Here is a 19,945-nt window from a genome sequence, read left to right on the forward strand (position 1 = left end):
TCTTCTCGACGCCGCGCGCGCCCTCAAGATGGCCCGTTCGGCGCATGCCTACGTTCGCGGCAACACAATCAAGTTCTATGAGTGGCTTGCGTCCTCGCCTAGTGCGGCAGAGGTTCCCACAGGCCCGCCGGTCTGGATCTGCGGCGACTGCCATCTCGGCAACCTCGGGCCCTTGGCGACGGCGACGGCGGCATCGAGGTCCAGATCCGCGATCTCGACCAGACTGTGATTGGCAATCCGGCGCTCGACATCATCCGCTTAGCCGTGTCGCTCGCAAGCGCGACCCGCGGTTCGGATCTGCCGGGCGTCGTCACCGCACGCATGATCGAGGAGATCATCGGGGGCTACGAGGCGGCGCTGGCCGATCCCGACGCCTCGATCAAGGACGCCGGGCCCGAGCCCGACGCCGTCCGGACGGTCAGGCGCCGCGCTCTCGGCCGACAGTGGCGCCATCTCGCCCGGGAGCGCTTCAAGGATGCCGATCCGAGAATTCCGCTCGGCCGCAAGTTCTGGGAGCTCGCCACGGACGAACGCGCAAGCCTGACGGACGCGCTCGCTGATCCAAGAATCGCCGAAACGGTGCTGTCGCTGGAAGACCACGACGTCAAAACCCGCATGGTCGACGCCGCCTTCTGGATGAAAGGATGCAGCTCGCTCGGACAGCTTCGCTATGCGGCGGTGATCGGCATGCGGAGCGGCGGCAAGCGGGAACGGTTCGCGCTCGTGGACGTGAAGGAGGCGGTCGCGCCGGCACCTTCGTCCGTGCCTTACGCCGTCATGCCCGAGGACCCCGCCGAGCGCGTGGTGGCCGGCGCGCGGACTCTCTCGCCCCACTTGGGCGAGCGCATGATCGCCACGAAGGTGCTCGGCCGCCCTGTCTTTGTCCGTGAGCTACTTCCGCAGGACTTAAAGCTCGAAGTGGAGCAGTTCTCCCGCAGCGAGGCCCTCGCGGCAGCACGCTATCTTGCCTGGGTTGTCGGACATGCCCACGCCCGGCAGATGGACGCAAGATCCCGCCACGCCTGGCGTCGAACCCTCCTCGACCGGCACGGCGTCGATCTAGAGGCGCCGTCATGGCTCTGGCGGAGCGTCGTCGAACTCTCGGGCGCGCATGAGGCGGGCTATCTAGAGCACTGCCGCGCGTACGCTCTGGCGGACGCATGACCTCGAGCCTCTACGACCTCTACGTAGAAATAGTGCCTCAAGAAGCGAGTCGCCAGCATCGGGCTCAAGAGCAGACGCTACCAGCGTCCGCTTAGGGGCAGCCCGGGACAAGGCCATCCGGCTCAGATGCGCCAACAGCGGAAGTTGCTCCTTTGCCCCGAACCGGACGTTCGCGCGAGCAAATCCCAGCGATTGGTCGCTATCCCAAAAAGCCAGCTTAAACGGCGATCTCCCTGCAAGTGGCCGGCGTCCGTTCTAGCTGGCGCGCTCGTACGGCCGCTGTGCTCGGTCCGATGGTCGCTCTGCACTTCGTCTACAGACCGCAGCATGGCCACCATCCGCACGTTGAAGCGTAGGGGAGCAGGTCGACCAAGGCAGAAGTTTTGCCTTTTACGACTTCGTTCCATCGTCGTTGCAGACCAAGCGATTAAATAAAAATCAGATTACGGAAACAAAACCCTTGGCTTCTTCGTAATGTCTATATCGATGCATTCGAATTGCGCTCAAAGCTCAGTCCCGTCACGCAGAATAAAAATCAGGCGGTACGCAGCATTATAGGTGAGGACACTATGTTTCGTCAGCTTCCGATTATCGCGATCACCGCGGCGCTTGGGCTCGTCGCCGCCACTGGCGTCGCGTCCGCTCAGGCCACCGGCACCGAAAACAACGCGACCTCTGGATCCATGAAGGGGTCCGACATGAAAGGCTCCGGCTCAGACATGAAAAATTCCGAGATGAAGGGTTCTTCGTCGGGCTCCATGGAGATGAAGGACAAGTCCTCGTCAGACATGAAGCCGACCGGCCAGATGAAGGACGACCAGATGAAGTCGACGCCGAACTCGTCAATGCAGAAGTAATCTCGTCAGTCATGCCCCCGCGGCCGGATACGTCCGGCGCGGGGGCGCGATTTGCGGTCGTGGGTTGAAAGGCCGTCATGCTCGGTCGCGGCCAGGCCGTCAAATGCCCGCGTACCACGCGTAGCCGTTGTCTTCCCAGTAGCCGCCGTTTCCGCCGCCGACGCCATCCAGGCTCGCGACGACCTCCACCACCATGACGTACTTGGCCATCTTGTAGCCCAGTTGCCGCTCGACCCTCAGGCGCAGCGGCGCGCCGTGCTGCACGCTCAGCGGCGCCCCGTTCATCTCATAGGCGAGGATCGTCTGAGGGTGGACGGCGTCGACGAGATCGACGCTCTCGTAATAGCGCACCGGCGAGCCGTCATTGGCTTCCTCCATTGTGTCGGCGCATCGGAATACGACATAGCGCGCCTCGGGCTTGAGGCCCGCGCGATCGAGCAGCGCGGAGAGCGGCGCGCCCGTCCATTTGCCGATGCAGCTCCAGCCTTCCACGCAGTCATGCCGCGTGATCTGAGTCCGAGCCGGCAGACCTCTAAGGTCGTCGAGCGACAGGCGCAGGGGCGTTTCCACTAGTCCCGTAACTTCGAGCCTGAAGTCCGCGAACCCGTTCGCGGCGAGCGCCTTGTATGGCGCGTCGACCGGGTCGATCGTGCCGTTCGGCTTGAACCACGGCGATATGTCGGCTTCCGCATATTCACGCGCCAGCGTCGTCTTGCTCAACATCAGGCGCTGGACGAACAGATTGGCGTCGTCGCCGGCCTTGAGCGCCCGGCTGAACCACGGCGTATCCGCGAGCTGGTCGCACCCTCCTAGGCTCGCCGCGCCGACCGCCGCGGTCGCACCGAGCAGCAGCGCGCGTCGATTGAGACCGCCGGTCATGCCTCGCCTCCGGTCTGGGCGCGGGGAGATTCTGCGCCGGTTTCGATCGAAAACCAGCCCGTCACCATGCCTCGCAGATTGTTCCAGACGCCTGAGACCAGAACCATCGCGACGTGAACGAAGACGAACAGCACGAGCAGGTTGGCGATGACGAAATGGATCGTCCGGGCCGACCGGCGTCCGCCGAACAGGTCGAGGATCCAAGGGGCCGCCGCGTTGAAGCCGGGCGAGAGCGCAAGTCCCGCGAGGATCTGGGCGGGCAGCAGGCCGAGCACCACGATGAGGTAGGTCAGCTTCTGCAACGCGTTGTAGCGGGTCGCCTCCTCACCCTTCGGAAAGCGGAACGCCAGATGCTCCCGCAGCGTCGTGCCGAAATGCCGAAGCTGGTCGCGGCTTGGAATCAATCGGCGGCCGAGTTGCCCGGTCGCGACGCCATACGCCAGATAGACGAGACCGTTCAGCAGGAAGATCCAGGCGAACAGAAAGTGCCAGCGACGGCCGCCCGCGAGATTTTGCTCGGTCGGAAGAGTGGACCAGCCGGGAAAACCTCGTTCGGCCGGCTCGCCGGCGCTGTCTTTCGACAGCCCGAGGACGCCGGTCGTATCGAAGGTCCGGCCGAGGAGCGTGGTGACGCCGCGCGGCGGATCCGTTTCGGTGGCGGTCATCGACACGAGCGGTGTGTCGAATGTCGAGACCTCGCCCCAGTAGAGCGCCGGATGCGCGTTGAAGATCTGGAGACCGCTCGCCAGAAGCACCGTCAGACACACGACGTTGATCCAGTGGGCTGCCCGGATGACCGCGGGGTGACGGAACACCCAGCGCCGCCCTTCCGCAGCACGCGCCTGAACCAGTCCATCTTGGGTCTCGCTTGAAGCCACGTTCGCTCCTCGATGGACGAAGGCTGCATCCAGTCTGTTCGACCAGACGCAGCCATGTGTTACGCATCGCGCCAGTTGCGCCTCACATGGGCGGGACGACGCCGTCCTTACCGACCGCGACCATCTTGCCGCCGAGCGTCGCGCCGTCTCGCGTCGTGACGACGAAAACCGGCGCGCCCTTCATCGCGATCGCCTTGTCGGCCTTTTCAAACGCCACGATCGGCGCGCCCTGCGGCACCAGCACCGTCTTCGACTGGCCGCCGTCATATGTGACTTCGAAGGTCTTGCCGCCGCCGCTGGCCGAGCCGGACTTTACCGAGCCGTTGGTCATCGAGCTTTTGACGGTCGCTCCGGACTTCGGCGTTTTCACCGAGCCGTTCGTCATCGAACTCTTGGTCATCGACGTCGCGCCGCCGGCCGTTGTGTCCGCGATCTCGTCCCAGGCGTAGTGGCCTTCGCCCGTTCCCCGCATCTCCTCCGGGAAGATGACCACCTCAAGCGCCGTCGGTGGATTGTCGCCCTTGGTCGCCGTGCCGATGAACTTGCCTTCGTCGACATTGTCGAGGCTTGATTTCACCACGTTCACGAACGCGGTTTCAGGCTTCAGAGCGATCTCCTGCATGGTTCCGTCGCGGGTCTTGACCGTCAGAGAGGTGTCGGTCGCGCTTTCGATGGTCCCACGAACACGGACGAGCTCGGGCGCCGAATAGGCTGAGGCCGAAAGGGTCAGCAGCGCCGCCGCGGCGATCATTGGCAGTCGGATCATGATCAGTCTCCCTATGGTTGCCGCAGTAGATGGCGCTCCGAAAAAAGAATGCGATTAAATCGCGCGCAATATTTATTGGAAGAGCGCTCGGCCATCAGGGTCCGGCGCTGTCGCGTAGCGGCCGGACCCTGACGCATCTCAGCTGAGTTCAGCCGATGAACTGGATCAAATCGCGGTTCAGTCGCTCGGGGTCGGTCGCGAACAGCCCATGGGGCTCGCCGTCGTACTCGATGTATGTCGAGCCTGGAATGCCCGCGGCCGCCGCCTTGCCGCTCGGGGCGATCGGGACGGTCGCGTCCGATGTGCCGTGGATGACAAGCGTCGGCTTGGTGAAGGACTTCAGGTCCGGGCGGAAGTCCGTTCGACCGAAGGCGTCCACGCAGTCGAGCGTCGCCTTGGGGCTCGCCATGAGCGCGAGCGTGAAGGTCCAGTCGAGCAGCGCCGAGCTCACCGGGCGCGAGATCACGCCGACGCCATAAAACTGCTTGGCGAACGTCTGGAGGAAGGCGAAGCGATCCTTGCGGATCTCGCTCTTCATGTCCTCGAACACGCTCGCGTCAACGCCGTCGGGGTTGCTGTCGTCCTTCAGCAAGTAAGGGACGACCGAGGACACCAGCACGGTCTTGGCGACCCTGTCAGAGCCGTGTCGAGTAAGGTAGCGGGCGATCTCGCCACCGCCCATCGAGAACCCGACGAGATTTGCCTCGCGGACGTCGAGCTTGTCGAGCACGGCCGCCAGGTCGTCGGCGAAGGTGTCGTAGTCGTATCCTGTCGCGGGATGCGCCGACTGGCCGAAGCCGCGGCGGTCGTAGGTGATGACCCGGTAGCCTGCCTCGAGCAGCGCCAGCGTCTGGTACTCGAACATGTCGCCCGTCAGCGGCCAGCCGTGGATCAGGACCACGGGCTTGCCCGCTCCGGCTTCCTTGACGTGCAGATGCGCGCCGTCTCGCGTTTCGATGTGCATGCGTTCTCCCTGGTGCAGTCCTGCGCCAGGCAGATCCCGGCTTCGGATCACAACGTCAGGGGATGGCGAACGTTCTTCGGGGTTTGCTCGCGCAGGTCGGTGCGCTCGTCACGTCGACCTAGCTGGCCGGTCATCGCCGCCATGCGCGCAGCGCCTTCAATTGCCTCGTGCGCAATGATAGATGAGGTTTGAGGTTTCGGCCTCGATCTTCATTCATTGCTACGACCGGTGCGGATGTGACCCTCGCCCATGACCTGGATGGGTCGACCCAGTCTGAGCCGTTTGTCGTGCCTGGCTTCCTGTCGGACGGCAGCCGAATGTCGCGCGAGATCAACGCGTTCGATTGGGCCCGAACGTCGCTCGGCCCCATCTCGACCTGGCCCGCTTCTCTCAAGATGATCCTGCGCCTCGTCCTGCGGTCAGAGCAGCCGATGTGCTTCTGGTGGGGCGAGGATCTCTTGAGCTTTCACAACGACGCCTACGTGCCAATGCTCGGCGGCAAGGCCGACCGCACGCTCGGCCGTCCAGGTCCAGTCGTCTGGAAGGAGGTCTGGTCCGATGTACAGACGTTGATCGACGACGCCTTGTCGGGGCGCTCGCGGCGGGTGGAAAACCTTCCGCTCAAGACTACCCGCAACGGGATCGAGGAACTACCCACTGGAGCTTCACCTACAGCCCTCTGACGGACGAGAACGATCAAGTCCGCGGCGTCCTGAACATTGTCACAGAGACAACGAGTTCCTACGGCACGAGCGTCGCGCTCGAGAAGGCTAATGTAGATCTCGCTCATGGCCTCGACGTCGCCACATCGAAGAGAGCAGTCACGCGCCGAGCGCCGCCAGCGCCTTCTGCAACGCGAACTCGTCCACCGCATGAAGAACACGCTCGCGATGGTGCAGGCCATCGTCAGCCAGACGCTGAGGAACTCCGACGACCCGAAGATCGCCGGCGACATCATCGCCGAACGGCTTTCGGCCTTGTCCCGCGCCCAGGACATTCTGACCGAAACGAGCTGGACGAGCGCGGCGGTGGAGCTTGTGGTCGGCCGAGCGATCTCGCCCCACGCGGACGGATCGAGAATTCGCTTCCAGGGGCCGAAGTGCGAGCTCTCCGCCCAGCAGTCGCTCGGACTTTCGCTTGCCCTCCACGAACTCGCGACCAACGCCGCAAAGTACGGCGCGCTCTCGAACGGCGAGGGCTCCGTGGAGATCGTCTGGGACAGTCGTCCGGATCGCTCGTTCACTTTCCGTTGGAAGGAACACGGCGGCCCGGCCGTTTCCCCGCCGACGCGTCGGGGGTTCGGATCGCGGCTGACCGAGCGGATCGTGGCGGGCTATTTCGCGGGAGACGCTCGTCTCGCCTATGAGCCCGACGGCGTTCTGTTTGAACTCACCGGCGAACTCGACGAGTCCCTTAACTGATGGTCAGCCATGATCAGCGCAACTTAATGCCACCGGGGGTCGTTGCGTAACCATGACAGGCACACCCCCCTCCGCGACCCGCGTCGTGCTGGTCGTCGAGGATGATCCGCTGGTGCGGATGAGCGCCGTCGACATCGTCGAAGACGCCGACTTCGTCGCCTACGAAGCGCGGAACGCTGATCAGGCGTTGCGGATGCTCGAAGCTCATCCCGAAATTTCAGTGCTGTTCACAGACATCGACATGCCGGGAACGATGGACGGGCTCGCCCTGGCCCATGCCGTCAGCGATGGCCTCACATGACGATCATCATCGCTTCCGGACACATCAGGATTGAGAAGGGCGACATGCCCGACGACGGTGTTCTTTCCGAAGCCCTATGCATCGTCGACGATCCGGCGAGCGCTGGAGCGGGTCGCGCCACGCCTCCTGAACAGTTCGGGCAGGCCGCCATCTTCGTCGTCGGGGCGCTGATGTGAACCCCGCGATTGGGACTGAACAGAGTCCGCGTGTCGATGATGACTCCTGAGCCCCCCGTCAGTCCCCCTCACCATGCCGAGAATCCTCAGGTGCGCCTGGCGGAGGACCGGACGATCCTGGCCGCGGAGCGGACCTACGCCTCCTGGCTCAGGACGGGACTTTCCTTCCTGGTCGTCGGGCTCGCGGCGCAACGCTTCCTTCGCGAGGTGCTGCCGGGCTCGCCGCTCCTGATCATCTCGCTGGCGATGATCCTTTGCGCAATCGTCTGCTTCGGCTCCGCGGCCTGGCGCGACGCGGAGGTCCGAAAGCGGTTGGGAGCGCGGACCGAGGTCCGCCTTTTGCCGCGCGTGATCGCAGCGGGGCTCCCGCTGTTCCTCATCATCTCGTCGGCCGTATCAGCGGCGTTCCTTGCGACGCACTGATCGTCAGGTGACCGTGACGGTCACGCGGTGCCAGCATGACCCAAGGTAGCCCTTGAAGTTCCAGACATGCTCGGGGCGCGAGGGCTGTGTCTGTCCGGCGGCGTCCCACGCGCGGACGACCAGTTCATGCGCGCCTGGCGCCAGATCGAGCCTCGTCGTCCAGAACATCCACGCAAAGGGCGCATCGGGGTCACCGCTGAGTTCGGCTTGCGTCCAGCTTTCGCCGCCGTCGGCCGAGACGTCGACCCGCCGGATGAGCCGGTCGCATGCGACTGCATAGCCGCGGACCGTCGTCTCGCCGGCCGGAAGCTTGGCGCCAGCCGCCGGCTCGCAGATGGCGGCGTTGATCGGCAGCGCTTCGATCGCCGGAGCGTCGCTCGGGTCGGCCGTCTCTTTGCTCAGATGAGACGGAAATAGCTTGTAGTCCTCCGCCTGCATTGGATTGGAGGAGGGGGCGTCCTGGATCGTGATCGAGGCGAGCCACTTCGGACTCCGGACGCCCGCGAATCCCGGCACGACCAGACGCAGCGGCCTTCCATGCTCGGCCGGCAGAGGCGCATCGTTCATGTGCGTCGCCAGCAGCGTGTCGGGATCGAGCGCCTTCTCCATCGCGATCGAGACGCCGAAGCGAAATCGTTCGCCGTCCTGCTCCACCACGTCGTGGCTCTCGAAGGCGACATGCAGTTCTTGCCGCTCGTCGACGCCCGCGGCTCTCAGCACGTCGCAAAGCGCGATGCCGGTCCAGCGGGCGTTGCCGATCGCGCCTGGCTCCCAGGGATCGCCGGACACCGGGCGATGGCGATGAAGGTCGGCGCGCCGGTTTCCGGCGCATTGCATCGTCGCGATGACCGATCGGTTGGGGAACCGCTCCATGAGCTCGGCCAGCGTGAAGCTGAGTTCCGTCGCGACCATCCCTCCGACAGTCAGCCGATAACCGTCGGCCTCGAGATCGGGGATGTCGCCATGGCTGCGGACGTAGAAATTCTCCTCCGGCGTCAGGAAAGATCGGCGAAGCCTGTCCAGCCTTGGCTCGGCATTGAACGGCGCCTCGCTGTGAACGATCTGACCGGGCTTTCGATGAGATTTGTCGAGCATGGGCGCCTCACATTCGAGGTGCAACGGCCGGCGAGCCCAAAACGATCCGGGGCGCATGGCTTGCTCCGTAATGCCCTGACGCCAGATGCTGGCATGGAAGCGGACGTCAGATCCGCCTTGGGAGGAGCGCAGCCTGGGCGACGTCGTCGAACAGTGCCTGAGAGAGAGCTGGAGCCGACTCTACGGCTATGCGGTGAGCCTGTGCGGCGACCGGGAGGCGGCGCGCGACCTCATCCAGTCGAGCGCGGTCAAGGCGCTCGACACGAACGCTCCTCCCAGAGAACCCGCGGCCGCGCGAGCCTGGTTGTTCCGGGTGATGCGGAACGACTGGATCGACAGGGGGCGCAGGGCGACCGTGCGGGCGGCGGACCGCGAGCCGGTCGAACCGACCGAGGGGCCGTGGGCCTATGAAGACGCCCGGATCGCCGCCATTACGGTGCGGCAGGGGCTCGACCGGCTTGAGCCCTATCAGCGCGAGATCATCGAGCTGGTCGATCTTGCAGGGTTCCGTTACGCCGAGGCCGCCGAGATTCTGGAGGTGCCGGTGGGCACGGTGATGAGCCGTCTCTCGCGGGCCCGGCTCGCGCTGCTCGAGGCCATTGAGGGCGGAAAGGTGATGCCTCTGGAACGGAGCCGCGGAACGCGATGACAACGATAGGCTGGGACGAGATCAACGCCTATGTGGACCGCGAGCTCGACGCGTCCGCATCCGCCGCCGTGGCGGCGGCGATCGCGCGCGACCCGTCGCTCGCCGCCCGCGTGGCGACGCTGTCGAAACTGAAGGCTGAAGCCGTCGGCCTTCCCGCACCGACTGAAGCCCCGCCGTTTCCGGCCCGCCCGGCAGGGCGGCGCCCCGTTGCGTCATGGCGGCCGCTCGCGCTCGCGGCCTCCATCGCGCTGCTGCTCGCCGCCGGGGCGGGCGCGTGGCTCTCCCGGGCTCCGGGCGCCGATCCTCTCGCTGCGACCGTCGCGGCGGAGCGCGGCTGGCTGGCGGGCGCCACACCGGAGGCGTCGGGCGCAGGCGTGCGCGTCGCCGTCGAGACCGGCGCCAGCAGCAGCCTGCCGGACCTGTCGGCGGCCGAACTCAGGCTCGCCTATCTCGCGGCGGATCCTGTCTCTGACGGCCGCCGCGGGCTGTTCGCGGGCTATGTCGGTCCCCATGGCTGCCGGCTGGGCCTCTGGATTGGTCGGGGCGCAGCTCGTTCGGCGCCCGAGGCGGTAGACGTGGGCGACGTGCGCGTGCGCCGCTGGTCGGCGGACGGAGCGTCCTATGCGCTGATGAGCCGAGGGATGGACCCGCTCCGGCTCGATCGTTTCGCAGCCGTGATTGCCGATCTCGCAAGTCCCGGCCGCACGCTGGACGATGGGCTCCGCATCGCGCTGAAGGAGGCCTCGACGTCCGGCGGCGCCTGTACCGGCTGATCAGCCTGGAATAATTCGAAGCCCGACTGCGTCTTCTCTTTCACGGGGAATATGTCCCCGCGAGGAGACGACCATGTTCGACAGACGACGGATGCTGAAATCCGCCGGCGGCATGGCGCTTGGGTTTTCAGGGCTTGCGATCGCTGGATCGCCGCTGAAGGCCTTCGCGGCAGAGACCGTCACGCTGCCCTTCGCCAATGGCGAGCGGAAGCTCGTGCAGTATCCGGGCAAGCGCCCGCTGATCCAGCTTACCGCTCGCCCGCCGCAGCTCGAGACGCCGTTCTCTGTGTTCGACGAGGGCGTCCTGACGCCGAACGACGCGTTCTTCGTGCGCTATCACCTCGCCGGCGTACCGCTGTCGATCGATCCGGCGGCCTACAAAATCGAGGTGAAGGGCAAGGTCGACACGCCGCTGTCGCTCTCGCTCGACGATCTGAAAAAGATGGACGCGGTCGAGATCGTCGCGGTCCACCAGTGCTCCGGCAACAGCCGCGGCTTCGTCGACCCACGGGTCGCCGGCGGTCAGCTCGCCAACGGCGCGATGGGTAACGCCAAGTGGAAGGGCGTGCCGCTCAAAGCCTTGCTCGACAAGGCGGGCGTCCAGGCCGGCGCCGTGCAGGTCTCGTTCGACGGGCTCGACAAGCCGGTCATCCCGGCGACGCCCGACTTCGTGAAGGCGCTCGAGATCGACCACGCACGCGACGGCGAAGTGATGCTCGCCTACCAGATGAACGGCGAGGACCTGCCCTGGCTGAACGGTTTTCCGGTGCGCCTCGTCGTGCCCGGGCGTTTCGGCACCTACTGGGTCAAGCATCTCGCCACCATCACGGTGCTGGACCAGCCATTCGACGGCTTCTGGATGAAATCCGCCTACCGCATTCCCGACAACGACTGCGCCTGCGTCGAGGCGGGCGCCAAGCCCGACAAGACCAAGCCGATCGGGCGCTTTAACGTGCGCTCCTTCGTCACCAACGTGCTCGACGGCGCGAAGGTGAAGGCAGGCGACGCCGAGCTCCGCGGGATCGCGTTCGACGGCGGGAACGGGATCAAGTCGGTCGAGACCTCCGTGGACGGCGGCAAGACGTGGGCTCCGGCGAAGCTCGGCGAGGACCTCGGCAAATACTCATTCCGCCAGTGGACCTCGAAGGCGACGCTGCCCTCCGGCGAAGCGACCATCATGGTCCGCGCCACCTCGAACGGCGGCGAGACGCAGCCGACGTCCGCGCGCTGGAACCCGCCCGGCTACATGCGCAACGCGGTCGAGGCCACCCGCGTGACGGCGGCGTGAGGGAGGATCGGATGAGACATTTCACAATCGCCCTCGGCCTCGTCGGAGTGCTCGCCGCAGGCGCGGCGTCGGCCGAACCGAAAACCTACCAGCTCCCGGACGAGACGGCAGAGTTCAAGCAAGGACCCGGCGTCGAGGCGGCGCAGGACAACTGCATGTCCTGCCATTCGGCCGACTACATCAACGCCCAGCCGCCAAAGAAGGGCCGCGCGTTTTGGGAGGCTGAAGTCACGAAGATGATCCACACCTACAAGGCGCCGATCGAAGAGACCGACGCCAAGGCGATCGTCGACTACCTCGAGAAGACCTACTGAACGTACCGAACGAAAGCGCCGGCGCGGAGTTGGTCTCCGGCCGGCGTGACGTCGCGCCTTATGCAAGGAACCTCATGACCGATCCCCAGATCACCGAGACCACGAACGAAGCGCGACAGGGCGAGACCAGCGGTCACATGCGCTGGGTGTTGCTGGTCTCGATCGTACTGGCGATCGTGGCCGTCGCCGCCATTTGGCTCTGGATCGTCTGAAGGCACTTCACGCAAATCGACGCCTCAGCGCTTGCCCTTGCCGTCGCCGTCGCGCATCTCGCCGGTCGGTTCCTGGACGTGGGCCTCGAGGAACCAGAGCTGTTTGTCGACGGCGCGCGACACCTCGGTGAAGAGATCCGATGTGCCCGCGTCGCCCGCCTCATCGGTCTGATCGACGTTCTCCCGGATGGCGTTGGCGTAGGCCGCATAGCGGTCAATGAGCGCTGCGATGTGGTCGGCGATCGCGTAGGCGTCGGTCGGATAGGGCGCGAGCGCCGAGCGCTCGGCGACCTCGGTCGCGGTGCCGATCGCTGTCGCGCCGAGCTGAACGGCGCGTTCGGCGACCTTGTCGTTCAGGTCGTCGAGTTCGTCGCGGAACCCGTCCAGCATCAGATGGACGCCGATAAAGTCCGGTCCCCTGAGGTTCCAGTGCGCCTGCTTCACCGCCAGCGCTAGATCGATCCCGTCTGCGAGACGCGCGTTCAGCAGTTCGATCGAGACCTTCCGCGCGTTCGAGGGGGTCGCATTGCGGGTCTTGTGGTCGTGGATCGCCTTGCCAGTCTTGGTCTTGGTGGACATGTGTCTCAGCCTTCTTCGAATGTTTGAACTTGGATCTCGGTCGGTCGATGGGATGACAGGCTCGTGATGTCGCGACCACAACGAGCGCAGGAACGGCTTGTTCCCCTGTCCGTCAGGCGCTCTTCAGGCAAGGCGCCACGAACAGGTCGCCTCGCCAGGCGCCGCGGACGGTGCGGGCGCCGACGATCAGCCAGAGGCACGCGAGCGCCGCGAACAGGACGACGCCGAAGCCGTGGATGGCCGGGATCGGCAGGACGCTTCCGAGCCTGAGTGTCGCGACCGCGTAAACGCCGAGCGGAAAGGTGTAGCCCCACCAGCCGAGGTTGAACGGCAGACCCTCGCGCAGGTAGCGGAACGTGATCAGCAGCGCCATCGCGAGCCACCACAGGCCGTAACCCCACAGCAGCAGTCCCGCCACGAGCCCGACGCCCTCCGCGATCTGGCCGAACTGGCCGAGCCCGTTCGTCGCGAGTATTTCCGGCGCGGCGTGGCCGAGGACGAGCATGCCGAGCGCCCCGGTCCCGATCGGGCCGAGCGCGAGCCAGCTCGTCGTCGCCATCGAGACATGCGGCAGGTTGTGCAGGACCATTCTCAGCAGCAACACCACCAGCATGCTCATGGCGAGCGGCACGGAGAGCGACCACAGGACGTAGGAGACGACCAGCACGTCGAGCCGAAGCGAGGCCTCAGTGAGATGCGGGATCAGCAGGCCGCCCGAGACCGCTGCGACCTCGCAGGCGACCACCGGCAGCAGCCAGACCGCCGTCATCTGCTCAATCGAGTGCTCCTGGCGGGTGAACATCATGTAGGGGATCGCGATCCCGCAGACGATCGACAGGGCGACGTCGATCCACCACAGCGCGTGGGCGATCCCGACCGCGGCGTCTCCCCAGCGCGCGACGCCGAAGATGAGGAAACCGTTGATGATGGTTGCGAGGCCCATCGGGATGCAGCCGAAGAACATCGACACGACCGAATGCCCGAAGATCCGCCGCGCGCCGTCGAAGAAGAAGATCCAGCGCGCAGCGTAGAGGCCCGTAAACAGCGCGAACAGGCCGATGTTGAAGAGCCAGAGCCCTTCGGCGATCGCCATCAGCGCCGGAACGTCCTTGCCGAACTGCGACAGCGCGATCGAGAGGATGCCGGTTCCCATCGTGGCCGCGAACCAGTTCGGCGTGAACTGGCGCACGACCTCGCGGGGGTTGTCGAGGCGCGACAGCGGATGGATGCCGGTCGCGACGAGGCGGGCCTGTTCGAAGGTCATCGGACGCTCCTCGTTGGTCTCTGATCAGATGGTGGGGTCGGCGGCGACCGCGGCCATATGGGCGACGACGAGGATTGCGGTTCCGCCGATCGCGAGCGCGATGGCTAGCGATCCGACCTGCCAAAAGGCTGCGCGTCCGCTGATCCGCCCCGTCGCGATGTCGGCCTCGCCGTTCCAGAACGCACGGAAGCTGCGGTCCTGTTCGCGCTCCGGCTCCATGTTGCGGCCCATGAAGGCCGGAAGCGCCATGCCGCTGAGGAACATCACGCTGATCAGCACGACGAAGGCGAGAACGAGCGAGGTCGCGCCTCCCGCGAATGTCGCGCAAGCGGCGAGGATAAGCGCGAATAGGCGGCAAGAGGCGTCCAGATCGCGAGCGGATGGATGCGGGTGTCGGGAAGGCGCGGCGCGTCCGCGAGCGGGCGGGCGACGTCGGACGACGTCCGCACGATCTTGCGGCGATCGATCGCCCGCGCGGTGGGTTCGCGTGGGGGAGCCTGAAAAGCGACGGCTGTCATGGCGGCTCTCCTTGTTTGCTGGCGGGGCACTCAGTGCGTCCCGGCTCATGCATGAAAGGTAGAAACCGCCATCCAATCGTTCCAACGAATAGTTTGGCACGTTTCATTCGCTTAAAACGAATGAACGTGCTGTGTTGGATCAGCCGCCGCTGAGCGCTGGGACACCGTCCGCCTTGGCTTTCTCACCTTCGACGACCCTGAACTTGACCGACTTCGCCTCGCCAGCCGCGGCCTTGCCGACTGCGCGGACCGGGCCCACCGCGGAGGCCATCGCCGCGCCCTTCTCATTGGTCTTGAAGGCGACCAGCGGCTCATCCGTTCCCTCGACGAACAGGGCGTAAGGCGTGTCGGGCTTGAGCTTCGAGGCGCTGATCTCGAGAATGTCGATCAGGCCGAGATTGCGCGAGACGACCTGCCCGGCGCCCATCGAGCCTTCGGGGCCTTCAGGTTCAGCGTCAGGTTCTCGGGCGCTTTCTTCAGCGGCGTCAGATTCTCCGCACCGCCGCCCGGCGCCGCGCCGGCACGTAGATCAGCGCCTGCGGGGCCTGGCCGATCGGCATATGCGCCACCGCCTTGTTGCTGGCGGCGTCGATCACGTCGACGCCGTCGCCGTCTCGAGCCCGACATAAAGACGACTGCGGTCTCCGCTCGCCCAGATCCCGTGCGGCAGCGCGCCGACCGGGATGGTGGCGATGAGCTTCGCCTCGTCGTCGGTCGTATAGACCTTTACGACGTTCTCCCCGCCGATCGTGACATAGGCGAGCGTCTTGTCTCCGGATTTGCCGAAGGCGAGATGGTTGGAGATCGGTCCGGAGTCGATGACGCCCTTCACTTCGAGCGCCTTGGCGTCGATCCGCGTGACCTTGCCGACGTCCTTGTGCGTCATCCAGGCTTCCGACCCATCCGGCGTCATCTGGACGAAGGGCGAGAACGGCGAGACCACCTTGATCTCTTTGACAATCTTTTTGGTCGCGACGTCGATTACATCGAGCTGGCTGTTGAAGCTGTTGGCCACGAAGGCGAGCTTGCCGTCGGGCGCGAAGATGGTCATGCCCGGGCCGCTCGTCGTCTTGATCTTGCCCGTCTCCTCAAAGGTGTTCGGGTCGATCACCGCGAGATGGTCCTCGCCGCGAACCGTCGCCCACACCTCCTTGCCGTCCGGCGTGAAGAAGGCCTCGTGCGGGTTGCGGCCGATATAGGCCGTGCCCTTCACCTTATTGGTCGCCGCGTCGATGAAGGTGACCGAGTTGGTCACGGTCGAGACCGCGACCAGCGTCTTGTGGTCGGGCGAGAAGCCGAGGCCATGGACGTTGACCTGGCCCTTGTAGAGCGGGCTCAGCACGTTCGGCCGCGGGTCGCCCCCAGCTTGATCTGGCCGAGCGTCTCGTTCTTGACCGGATCGATCACCGTCACGGTGTTGGAGTTCTGGTCGGCCGTGTAGACGCGGTCGCCCTCCTGCGGCAGCGCGAAGGCTTCCGTCGAGGTGAGAGCGGTCGCGGCGAGAAACGCCGCGGCGACGAGGCGCGTTCGGGTCATTTCGAATCCTTGGGCTGGGGGATTTCGGCCTTTGCGGCCTGCGGCTTGGCGGCGAGGAGCCGCGTCATCAGGTCGATCTCGTACTGCTGCTCGACGATGATCGACTGGGTGAGGTTGCGGATCTCGGGGTCGTCGGTCGCGAGCAACGCGGCTTTCGCCATGTCAACCGCGCCCTGATGGTGCGGGATCATCTGGGAGAGGAAGTCGTGGCGCGGGTCGCCGTTGGTCGGCGCCTGCATCATCCCCGCATGCATGCGGTCCATAGCCTTCGCGGTCGCATCGGCGTAGGCGGCTGCCTTCGGATCCTGAGCGCCCGTCGGCGTCGCATGCGTCATGGCGCTGTGGTCGTGCAGGCCTTCTGCGCCAGCGGGCGACGCCAGCGCGAATAAGGACAATGCGAGCGGGATCGCGATCCGCATGAGGTCTCCTCTTCAAGATCGATGTTGCGAGGAGGGACGCCAGCGGGTCCGCGACCATTCCATCACGGACGCGTGAACGATGCGGTCGCAGAAATCTTTTCAGGCGCTGGGAATAGCGGGCGTCGAGGCGGCGTCTCTCGGCTCGTCAGTCACTTCAACCGACGGAGCCCCTCATGCGCATCGCACTCGCCGCTACCGCTCTCTTGCTCGCGACCCCTGCCTTCGCGGGTCCCGCGGAAGAGATGTCCAAGTCCCGCATCGACGCGATCGCCAAGGGCGACGTCATGACCGTCCAGTCGGCCTATGCCGACGGCGCGACCCTGCACTGGGTCGGCGGTCCGCTCGACGGCGTTTACACAGGCGCGGACAAGCTCAAGACCGTCTGGACCAAGTTTTCGACTGCGCAGGCGAGCAGACCGCCAAGGTCGCATCCGTCTCCGAGGCCATGAACCCGAAGGGTTCGACGGTCACAGCCGACGTCACCTTCTCGGCAAGAACGCCGTCAAGGTGCGCTATGTCATGGTCTGGCGCGAGGGCAAGCTCGCGGACGAAATCTGGCAGGTGAACCCGAACGCCGCCTACTGACCGCCGGAGCGCATCGCCTTGGACGAGCCGCCCTTCTCGAACCACTGATCCCGCAGTTGAGGCGCTACGCCTATGCGATGACGCGGGACCACGAGAGCGCCGACGACCTCGTCCAGGACACGCTCGAGCGCGCGCTGTCGCGCTGGGCGCTGCGCCGGCGCGATGGCGATCTGCGCGCCTGGTTGTTCGCGATCGAGCGCAATCTCCATGTGAGTTCGATCCGCACTCGACGCCGCCGACCGGAAAGCGCGCTCGACGCCGCCGACGAGCCGGGCGGCCCGGCGACGCAGGAGGCCGGGCTCGCGGCCCGGGACGCGCTCGAGGCGCTCGATCATCTGCCGGAAGACCATCGCACTGTGCTTCTGCTGGTTGGCGTCGAAGACCTGACCTACGAAGAGACCGCGCGCGTGCTGGACCTGCCGGTCGGGACCGTCATGTCGCGGTTGTCGCGCGCAAGGACACGCCTCAGGGCGCTGATCGAGACCGGCCGCTCCGGCTACCTGAGGAGAGTGAAGTGACGATGCCGGGCGCCCCTGTTGGCGACGACGATCTCGCCGCCCTCGTGGACGGACGCCTTACGCCCGAACGCCGCGCCGCGGTTGAGGCCTGGCTCGCGGAACACCCCGACGCCGCCGCCCGTGTCGAGGCGGACCGCAGCCAGCGTGATGACCTGCGCGCGCGCCTCGCGTTCAAGGTCGAGGAGCCGATCCCGTCGAGGCTGAGGATCGCGAACATCCGCGCCGCTCGCCGCGCGCGCAGCCTTGGTCAGCTTCGCCGTCGCAGCCGCGGTGGCGCTGGTCGCGCTCGGCGGCGCAGGCGGCTGGGTCGCCAAGGACGTCGCGGGGACGGGCCAGGGCGCAAGCTCTTCGCCCGTCGCCTTCGTGTCCGACGCCGTTGGCGCTTATCGAACCTTCGTGGTCGAGGTCGCGCATCCCGTCGAGGTCCGCGCCGGCGACGAGGCGCATCTGATCACCTGGCTTTCGAAGCGCATCGGCAAGCCGCTGAAGGCGCCCGACCTTACCGGCTTCGGCTTCCGCCTGATGGGCGGGCGCGTCCTTCCCGCAGGCGCGGGCGCCGCTGCGATGCTGATGTATGACGATGACGCCGGCACGCGTCTCACCGTCTATGTCCGCGCCGACAAGGGCGCCGAGACCGCGTTCACGTTTCTGCGCGAGGGCGAGGTCGCCACGTTCACCTGGCTCGACCGCGGCTTCGGTTTCGCGGTCTCGGCCAAGGCCGACCGCGACCGACTGCTGCCGATCGCCGAAGCCGTTTACAAGGACCTGGGCGCGTGACGCGCCGGGTCCCGAGAAAATGACGCTCGAGCAGCTCCGCATCTTTGTCGCTGTCGCCGAACGCGAGCATGTGACCAAAGCCGCGCAGGACCTGAACCTGACGCAATCGGCCGTCAGCGCTGCGGTGTCGACGCTCGAGGCGCGCTACGCCACAAAACTTTTCGACCGCGTCGGGCGCAGCATCGTGCTGACGGAAGCAGGAAGAATGTTTTCGGCGAGGCGCGCAGCGTGCTCGCCCGCGCCTCGACCGCAGAGCAGGCGCTGACAGATCTCTCTGGCCTCAAGCGCGGACGCTTGGCGCTCGCGGCAAGCCAGACGGTCGCGGGATACTGGCTCTCTCCGCTGATCCACGACTTTCGGCGCGCCTATCCAGGCGTCGAGGTCAGCCTCCAGATCGCCAACACCGACGATGCGGCGGCGCTCATCCGCAACGGCGAGGCCGATGTCGGCATCGTGGAGGGCGAAATCGACGATCCGCTTCTCGCTTCCGAGACGGTCGCCGAGGACGACATGGTCCTGGTCGTCGCGCCGGGACATCCATGGATCGGATCAGCCCCGAGTTCGGGCGAGGATCTCATCGCCTCGGAGTGGACTTTGCGTGAGCCGGGCTCGGGCACGCGCGCGATCTTCGAGGGCGGCCATCGAGACGGCTGGAGTCTCAATGGAAAAGTTCGACGTCATGGTGCTCGCCTCTAACGAAGCGGTGCGCTCTGCCGTCGAAGCCGGCGCAGGGGCGACGGTGCTGTCGCGCCTGGTCGCCAAATTCTCGATCGCGACCGGCGCGTTGGTCGTCGTGCCGTTCCAGCTCCCGACGCGCCGCTTCCTGTCGCTGCGGCATCGCGAGCGCCACGTCACGAAGGCCACGCAGGCTTTTCTCGACATGCTCCAAGACGGGAAGACGTGACCTCGGGACTTCTCGACAACGCCGTGGCGATCGCGGAGCGCGCCGACGCGTTGGGCTTGCCTCACGTCGCTCCGCTCGAGGCCTACGCGGAACTTCTGCGCCAGCGCCACGGCAACGTTCCGCATTTCGATCCGTTCGACGGCGGGGTCGGCGCCCGCCTGCTCGTCCTGCTGGCGACGCCCGGGCCGAGCACGGCGTTGATCCGTTTCACGTCCCGGGACAATCCCACCGGCACTGCGCGAACGCTTCGACGGCTGTTCGACGCCTCGGAGATAGATCGTCGCGAGACCGTGCTCTGGAACGCCGTGCCCTGGATCCTGCCTCGGAGGGGAGCCCAACTTGGCGTGCCCCGAAAACGCGATATCGGGTACGCGCGCCTGTCACTTCGGGCGCTGCTGGAGCTCCTTCCTCAGCTCGAGGCAATTCTCCTTCTGGGCAGGGTAGCCTCTGAAGTTGCGTTGTCTTCATTCGTTGAGAGCGCGCATCCCGTCGTCATCGTCGCCCCACACCCGAGCCCAGCGAACCTCGCGGCGAACCGATCATTTGGTGACGAGCTTGAGCGTCGCTTCGGTCAGGCGGCCAAGGCGTTGATCCGAGACGACCAGACACCTGAATACGTTCTCCGCAGAGACGCCACGTAGCTGACCTTGAGGACGTCCGTTAAGGTCAATCTGTCGAGCTGCGG

The 19,945-nt window shown here is 65.8% G+C and carries 28 protein-coding genes and 2 pseudogenes; 17 read left to right on the forward strand and 13 right to left on the reverse strand.

The window, feature by feature from the left end; all coding sequences use genetic code 11:
* Positions 1-28: 28 nt before the first annotated feature.
* Both K6K41_RS10940 and K6K41_RS10945 read left to right on the forward strand, forming a co-directional pair.
* Positions 29-1,164 (forward strand): annotated as a pseudogene (locus K6K41_RS10940) (DUF2252 family protein).
* 497 nt (positions 1,165-1,661) lie between these two features.
* Positions 1,662-2,021, forward strand: a complete 360-nt coding sequence (locus tag K6K41_RS10945; RefSeq protein ID WP_261405062.1) for a hypothetical protein — start codon at positions 1,662-1,664, stop codon at positions 2,019-2,021.
* 99 nt (positions 2,022-2,120) lie between these two features.
* Here the strand turns inward: K6K41_RS10945 and K6K41_RS10950 are convergent, their stop codons facing one another.
* From K6K41_RS10950 to K6K41_RS10965, 4 genes are all read right to left on the reverse strand, one after another.
* Positions 2,121-2,900, reverse strand: a complete 780-nt coding sequence (locus tag K6K41_RS10950; protein ID WP_261405063.1) for a molybdopterin-binding protein — start codon at positions 2,898-2,900, stop codon at positions 2,121-2,123.
* The gene (locus K6K41_RS10955; RefSeq protein WP_261405064.1) at positions 2,897-3,778 is read right to left on the reverse strand and encodes a cytochrome b/b6 domain-containing protein; all 882 of its coding nucleotides are present in this window, start codon (positions 3,776-3,778) and stop codon (positions 2,897-2,899) included. Before K6K41_RS10955 ends, K6K41_RS10950 begins: the two co-directional genes overlap by 4 nt.
* 82 nt (positions 3,779-3,860) lie before the next feature.
* Complete coding sequence (locus K6K41_RS10960; RefSeq protein WP_261405065.1) at positions 3,861-4,544, reverse strand: metal ABC transporter permease; 684 nt, start codon at positions 4,542-4,544, stop codon at positions 3,861-3,863.
* Positions 4,545-4,692: 148 nt separating this feature from the next.
* Positions 4,693-5,508, reverse strand: a complete 816-nt coding sequence (locus tag K6K41_RS10965; protein ID WP_261405066.1) for an alpha/beta fold hydrolase — start codon at positions 5,506-5,508, stop codon at positions 4,693-4,695.
* 236 nt (positions 5,509-5,744) lie between these two features.
* Here K6K41_RS10965 and K6K41_RS10970 point away from each other — a divergent pair, with 236 nt between their 5' ends.
* The 5 genes from K6K41_RS10970 (at position 5,745) to K6K41_RS10985 (ending at position 7,829) form a co-directional block, all read left to right on the forward strand.
* Positions 5,745-6,191 carry a hypothetical protein gene (locus K6K41_RS10970; RefSeq protein ID WP_261405067.1) on the forward strand — a complete coding sequence of 149 codons (447 nt, stop codon included), beginning with the start codon at positions 5,745-5,747 and terminating at the stop codon, positions 6,189-6,191.
* 189 nt (positions 6,192-6,380) lie between these two features.
* On the forward strand, positions 6,381-6,929 hold the full coding sequence (locus K6K41_RS10975; protein ID WP_261405068.1) for an HWE histidine kinase domain-containing protein: 549 nt from the start codon (positions 6,381-6,383) through the stop codon (positions 6,927-6,929).
* 85 nt (positions 6,930-7,014) lie between these two features.
* On the forward strand, positions 7,015-7,230 hold the full coding sequence (locus K6K41_RS29420) for a response regulator (protein WP_315855177.1): 216 nt from the start codon (positions 7,015-7,017) through the stop codon (positions 7,228-7,230).
* Positions 7,227-7,406 (forward strand): hypothetical protein, encoded by a 180-nt coding sequence (locus K6K41_RS29425; RefSeq protein WP_315855178.1) that lies wholly within the window; start codon positions 7,227-7,229, stop codon positions 7,404-7,406. The genes K6K41_RS29420 and K6K41_RS29425 overlap by 4 nt, the downstream gene beginning before the upstream one ends.
* 90 nt (positions 7,407-7,496) lie before the next feature.
* Positions 7,497-7,829 carry a DUF202 domain-containing protein gene (locus K6K41_RS10985; protein ID WP_261405069.1) on the forward strand — a complete coding sequence of 111 codons (333 nt, stop codon included), beginning with the start codon at positions 7,497-7,499 and terminating at the stop codon, positions 7,827-7,829.
* Between the two features lie 3 nt (positions 7,830-7,832).
* Here K6K41_RS10985 and K6K41_RS10990 read toward each other — a convergent pair whose 3' ends face one another.
* Positions 7,833-8,924, reverse strand: a complete 1,092-nt coding sequence (locus tag K6K41_RS10990) for a molybdopterin-dependent oxidoreductase (RefSeq protein ID WP_261405070.1) — start codon at positions 8,922-8,924, stop codon at positions 7,833-7,835.
* An 85-nt stretch (positions 8,925-9,009) separates the two neighbouring features.
* Here K6K41_RS10990 and K6K41_RS10995 point away from each other — a divergent pair, with 85 nt between their 5' ends.
* The 5 genes from K6K41_RS10995 to K6K41_RS11015 all read left to right on the forward strand — a co-directional run bounded on the left by K6K41_RS10995 (position 9,010) and on the right by K6K41_RS11015 (position 12,160).
* On the forward strand, positions 9,010-9,573 hold the full coding sequence (locus K6K41_RS10995; protein ID WP_261405071.1) for an RNA polymerase sigma factor: 564 nt from the start codon (positions 9,010-9,012) through the stop codon (positions 9,571-9,573).
* On the forward strand, positions 9,570-10,346 hold the full coding sequence (locus tag K6K41_RS11000) for an anti-sigma factor (protein WP_261405072.1): 777 nt from the start codon (positions 9,570-9,572) through the stop codon (positions 10,344-10,346). Before K6K41_RS10995 ends, K6K41_RS11000 begins: the two co-directional genes overlap by 4 nt.
* A gap of 73 nt (positions 10,347-10,419) precedes the next feature.
* On the forward strand, positions 10,420-11,634 hold the full coding sequence (gene sorA, locus K6K41_RS11005) for a SorA family sulfite dehydrogenase catalytic subunit (protein ID WP_261405073.1): 1,215 nt from the start codon (positions 10,420-10,422) through the stop codon (positions 11,632-11,634).
* An 11-nt stretch (positions 11,635-11,645) separates the two neighbouring features.
* The gene (sorB, locus tag K6K41_RS11010) at positions 11,646-11,948 is read left to right on the forward strand and encodes a SorB family sulfite dehydrogenase c-type cytochrome subunit (RefSeq protein WP_261405074.1); all 303 of its coding nucleotides are present in this window, start codon (positions 11,646-11,648) and stop codon (positions 11,946-11,948) included.
* A 74-nt stretch (positions 11,949-12,022) separates the two neighbouring features.
* The gene (locus tag K6K41_RS11015; RefSeq protein WP_261405075.1) at positions 12,023-12,160 is read left to right on the forward strand and encodes a hypothetical protein; all 138 of its coding nucleotides are present in this window, start codon (positions 12,023-12,025) and stop codon (positions 12,158-12,160) included.
* Between the two features lie 24 nt (positions 12,161-12,184).
* On the opposite strand, the gene dps is transcribed toward K6K41_RS11015, so the two are convergent.
* From dps to K6K41_RS11055, 8 genes are all read right to left on the reverse strand, one after another.
* Positions 12,185-12,739 carry a DNA starvation/stationary phase protection protein Dps gene (gene dps / locus K6K41_RS11020; protein ID WP_261405076.1) on the reverse strand — a complete coding sequence of 185 codons (555 nt, stop codon included), beginning with the start codon at positions 12,737-12,739 and terminating at the stop codon, positions 12,185-12,187.
* A 112-nt stretch (positions 12,740-12,851) separates the two neighbouring features.
* Entirely contained in the window at positions 12,852-14,003 is a 1,152-nt protein-coding gene (locus K6K41_RS11025) for a TDT family transporter (protein ID WP_261405077.1), read from the reverse strand.
* Between the two features lie 24 nt (positions 14,004-14,027).
* Positions 14,028-14,282: a hypothetical protein gene (locus tag K6K41_RS11030; RefSeq protein WP_261405078.1), complete on the reverse strand. Its 255-nt coding sequence runs from the start codon at positions 14,280-14,282 to the stop codon at positions 14,028-14,030.
* Positions 14,276-14,521, reverse strand: a complete 246-nt coding sequence (locus tag K6K41_RS11035; protein ID WP_261405079.1) for a hypothetical protein — start codon at positions 14,519-14,521, stop codon at positions 14,276-14,278. The genes K6K41_RS11030 and K6K41_RS11035 overlap by 7 nt, the downstream gene beginning before the upstream one ends.
* Before the next feature lie 139 nt (positions 14,522-14,660).
* Positions 14,661-14,948: a hypothetical protein gene (locus K6K41_RS11040; protein ID WP_261405080.1), complete on the reverse strand. Its 288-nt coding sequence runs from the start codon at positions 14,946-14,948 to the stop codon at positions 14,661-14,663.
* Positions 14,949-15,113: 165 nt separating this feature from the next.
* The gene (locus K6K41_RS11045) at positions 15,114-15,863 is read right to left on the reverse strand and encodes a YncE family protein (protein ID WP_261405081.1); all 750 of its coding nucleotides are present in this window, start codon (positions 15,861-15,863) and stop codon (positions 15,114-15,116) included.
* Entirely contained in the window at positions 15,857-16,057 is a 201-nt protein-coding gene (locus K6K41_RS11050) for a hypothetical protein (protein WP_261405082.1), read from the reverse strand. Before K6K41_RS11050 ends, K6K41_RS11045 begins: the two co-directional genes overlap by 7 nt.
* Positions 16,054-16,476, reverse strand: coding sequence for a DUF305 domain-containing protein (locus K6K41_RS11055; RefSeq protein WP_261405083.1), 423 nt, complete (start codon positions 16,474-16,476; stop codon positions 16,054-16,056). Before K6K41_RS11055 ends, K6K41_RS11050 begins: the two co-directional genes overlap by 4 nt.
* A gap of 173 nt (positions 16,477-16,649) precedes the next feature.
* Between K6K41_RS11055 and K6K41_RS11060 the strand changes: the two genes are divergently transcribed.
* The 5 genes and pseudogenes from K6K41_RS11060 to K6K41_RS11085 all read left to right on the forward strand — a co-directional run bounded on the left by K6K41_RS11060 (position 16,650) and on the right by K6K41_RS11085 (position 19,901).
* Positions 16,650-16,925: a nuclear transport factor 2-like protein gene (locus K6K41_RS11060; protein WP_261405084.1), complete on the forward strand. Its 276-nt coding sequence runs from the start codon at positions 16,650-16,652 to the stop codon at positions 16,923-16,925.
* Positions 16,926-17,138: 213 nt separating this feature from the next.
* Complete coding sequence (locus tag K6K41_RS11065) at positions 17,139-17,579, forward strand: RNA polymerase sigma factor (RefSeq protein ID WP_261405085.1); 441 nt, start codon at positions 17,139-17,141, stop codon at positions 17,577-17,579.
* 243 nt (positions 17,580-17,822) lie between these two features.
* Positions 17,823-18,356, forward strand: coding sequence for an anti-sigma factor family protein (locus K6K41_RS11070; protein WP_315855179.1), 534 nt, complete (start codon positions 17,823-17,825; stop codon positions 18,354-18,356).
* Between the two features lie 19 nt (positions 18,357-18,375).
* Positions 18,376-19,260: pseudogene (locus tag K6K41_RS11075) on the forward strand (LysR family transcriptional regulator).
* Positions 19,257-19,901: a uracil-DNA glycosylase family protein gene (locus tag K6K41_RS11085; RefSeq protein ID WP_261405087.1), complete on the forward strand. Its 645-nt coding sequence runs from the start codon at positions 19,257-19,259 to the stop codon at positions 19,899-19,901. Before K6K41_RS11075 ends, K6K41_RS11085 begins: the two are co-directional and overlap by 4 nt.
* Positions 19,902-19,945 lie beyond the last annotated feature (44 nt).

The sequence above is a fragment of the Chenggangzhangella methanolivorans genome, assembly GCF_019797865.1.
Taxonomy (GTDB): domain Bacteria; phylum Pseudomonadota; class Alphaproteobacteria; order Rhizobiales; family Methylopilaceae; genus Methylopila; species Methylopila methanolivorans.

What these genes read in the sequence shown, in the direction of transcription:
- K6K41_RS11015 (WP_261405075.1), top strand. Translation starts at nt 12,023, where the DNA reads ATGACCGATCCCCAGATCACCGAGACCACGAACGAAGCGCGACAGGGC.
- K6K41_RS10960 (WP_261405065.1), bottom strand. Translation starts at nt 4,544, where the DNA reads ATGATCCGACTGCCAATGATCGCCGCGGCGGCGCTGCTGACCCTTTCG.
- K6K41_RS11050 (WP_261405082.1), bottom strand. Translation starts at nt 16,057, where the DNA reads ATGACCCGAACGCGCCTCGTCGCCGCGGCGTTTCTCGCCGCGACCGCT.
- K6K41_RS29425 (WP_315855178.1), top strand. Translation starts at nt 7,227, where the DNA reads ATGACGATCATCATCGCTTCCGGACACATCAGGATTGAGAAGGGCGAC.
- K6K41_RS11000 (WP_261405072.1), top strand. Translation starts at nt 9,570, where the DNA reads ATGACAACGATAGGCTGGGACGAGATCAACGCCTATGTGGACCGCGAG.
- K6K41_RS10975 (WP_261405068.1), top strand. Translation starts at nt 6,381, where the DNA reads ATGAAGAACACGCTCGCGATGGTGCAGGCCATCGTCAGCCAGACGCTG.
- K6K41_RS11065 (WP_261405085.1), top strand. Translation starts at nt 17,139, where the DNA reads ATGACGCGGGACCACGAGAGCGCCGACGACCTCGTCCAGGACACGCTC.
- K6K41_RS11060 (WP_261405084.1), top strand. Translation starts at nt 16,650, where the DNA reads ATGCGCATCGCACTCGCCGCTACCGCTCTCTTGCTCGCGACCCCTGCC.
- K6K41_RS10965 (WP_261405066.1), bottom strand. Translation starts at nt 5,508, where the DNA reads ATGCACATCGAAACGCGAGACGGCGCGCATCTGCACGTCAAGGAAGCC.
- dps (WP_261405076.1), bottom strand. Translation starts at nt 12,739, where the DNA reads ATGTCCACCAAGACCAAGACTGGCAAGGCGATCCACGACCACAAGACC.
- sorA (WP_261405073.1), top strand. Translation starts at nt 10,420, where the DNA reads ATGTTCGACAGACGACGGATGCTGAAATCCGCCGGCGGCATGGCGCTT.
- K6K41_RS11040 (WP_261405080.1), bottom strand. Translation starts at nt 14,948, where the DNA reads ATGGGCGCCGGGCAGGTCGTCTCGCGCAATCTCGGCCTGATCGACATT.
- sorB (WP_261405074.1), top strand. Translation starts at nt 11,646, where the DNA reads ATGAGACATTTCACAATCGCCCTCGGCCTCGTCGGAGTGCTCGCCGCA.
- K6K41_RS10990 (WP_261405070.1), bottom strand. Translation starts at nt 8,924, where the DNA reads ATGCTCGACAAATCTCATCGAAAGCCCGGTCAGATCGTTCACAGCGAG.
- K6K41_RS11055 (WP_261405083.1), bottom strand. Translation starts at nt 16,476, where the DNA reads ATGCGGATCGCGATCCCGCTCGCATTGTCCTTATTCGCGCTGGCGTCG.
- K6K41_RS11025 (WP_261405077.1), bottom strand. Translation starts at nt 14,003, where the DNA reads ATGACCTTCGAACAGGCCCGCCTCGTCGCGACCGGCATCCATCCGCTG.
- K6K41_RS10950 (WP_261405063.1), bottom strand. Translation starts at nt 2,900, where the DNA reads ATGACCGGCGGTCTCAATCGACGCGCGCTGCTGCTCGGTGCGACCGCG.
- K6K41_RS11035 (WP_261405079.1), bottom strand. Translation starts at nt 14,521, where the DNA reads ATGACAGCCGTCGCTTTTCAGGCTCCCCCACGCGAACCCACCGCGCGG.
- K6K41_RS10995 (WP_261405071.1), top strand. Translation starts at nt 9,010, where the DNA reads ATGCTGGCATGGAAGCGGACGTCAGATCCGCCTTGGGAGGAGCGCAGC.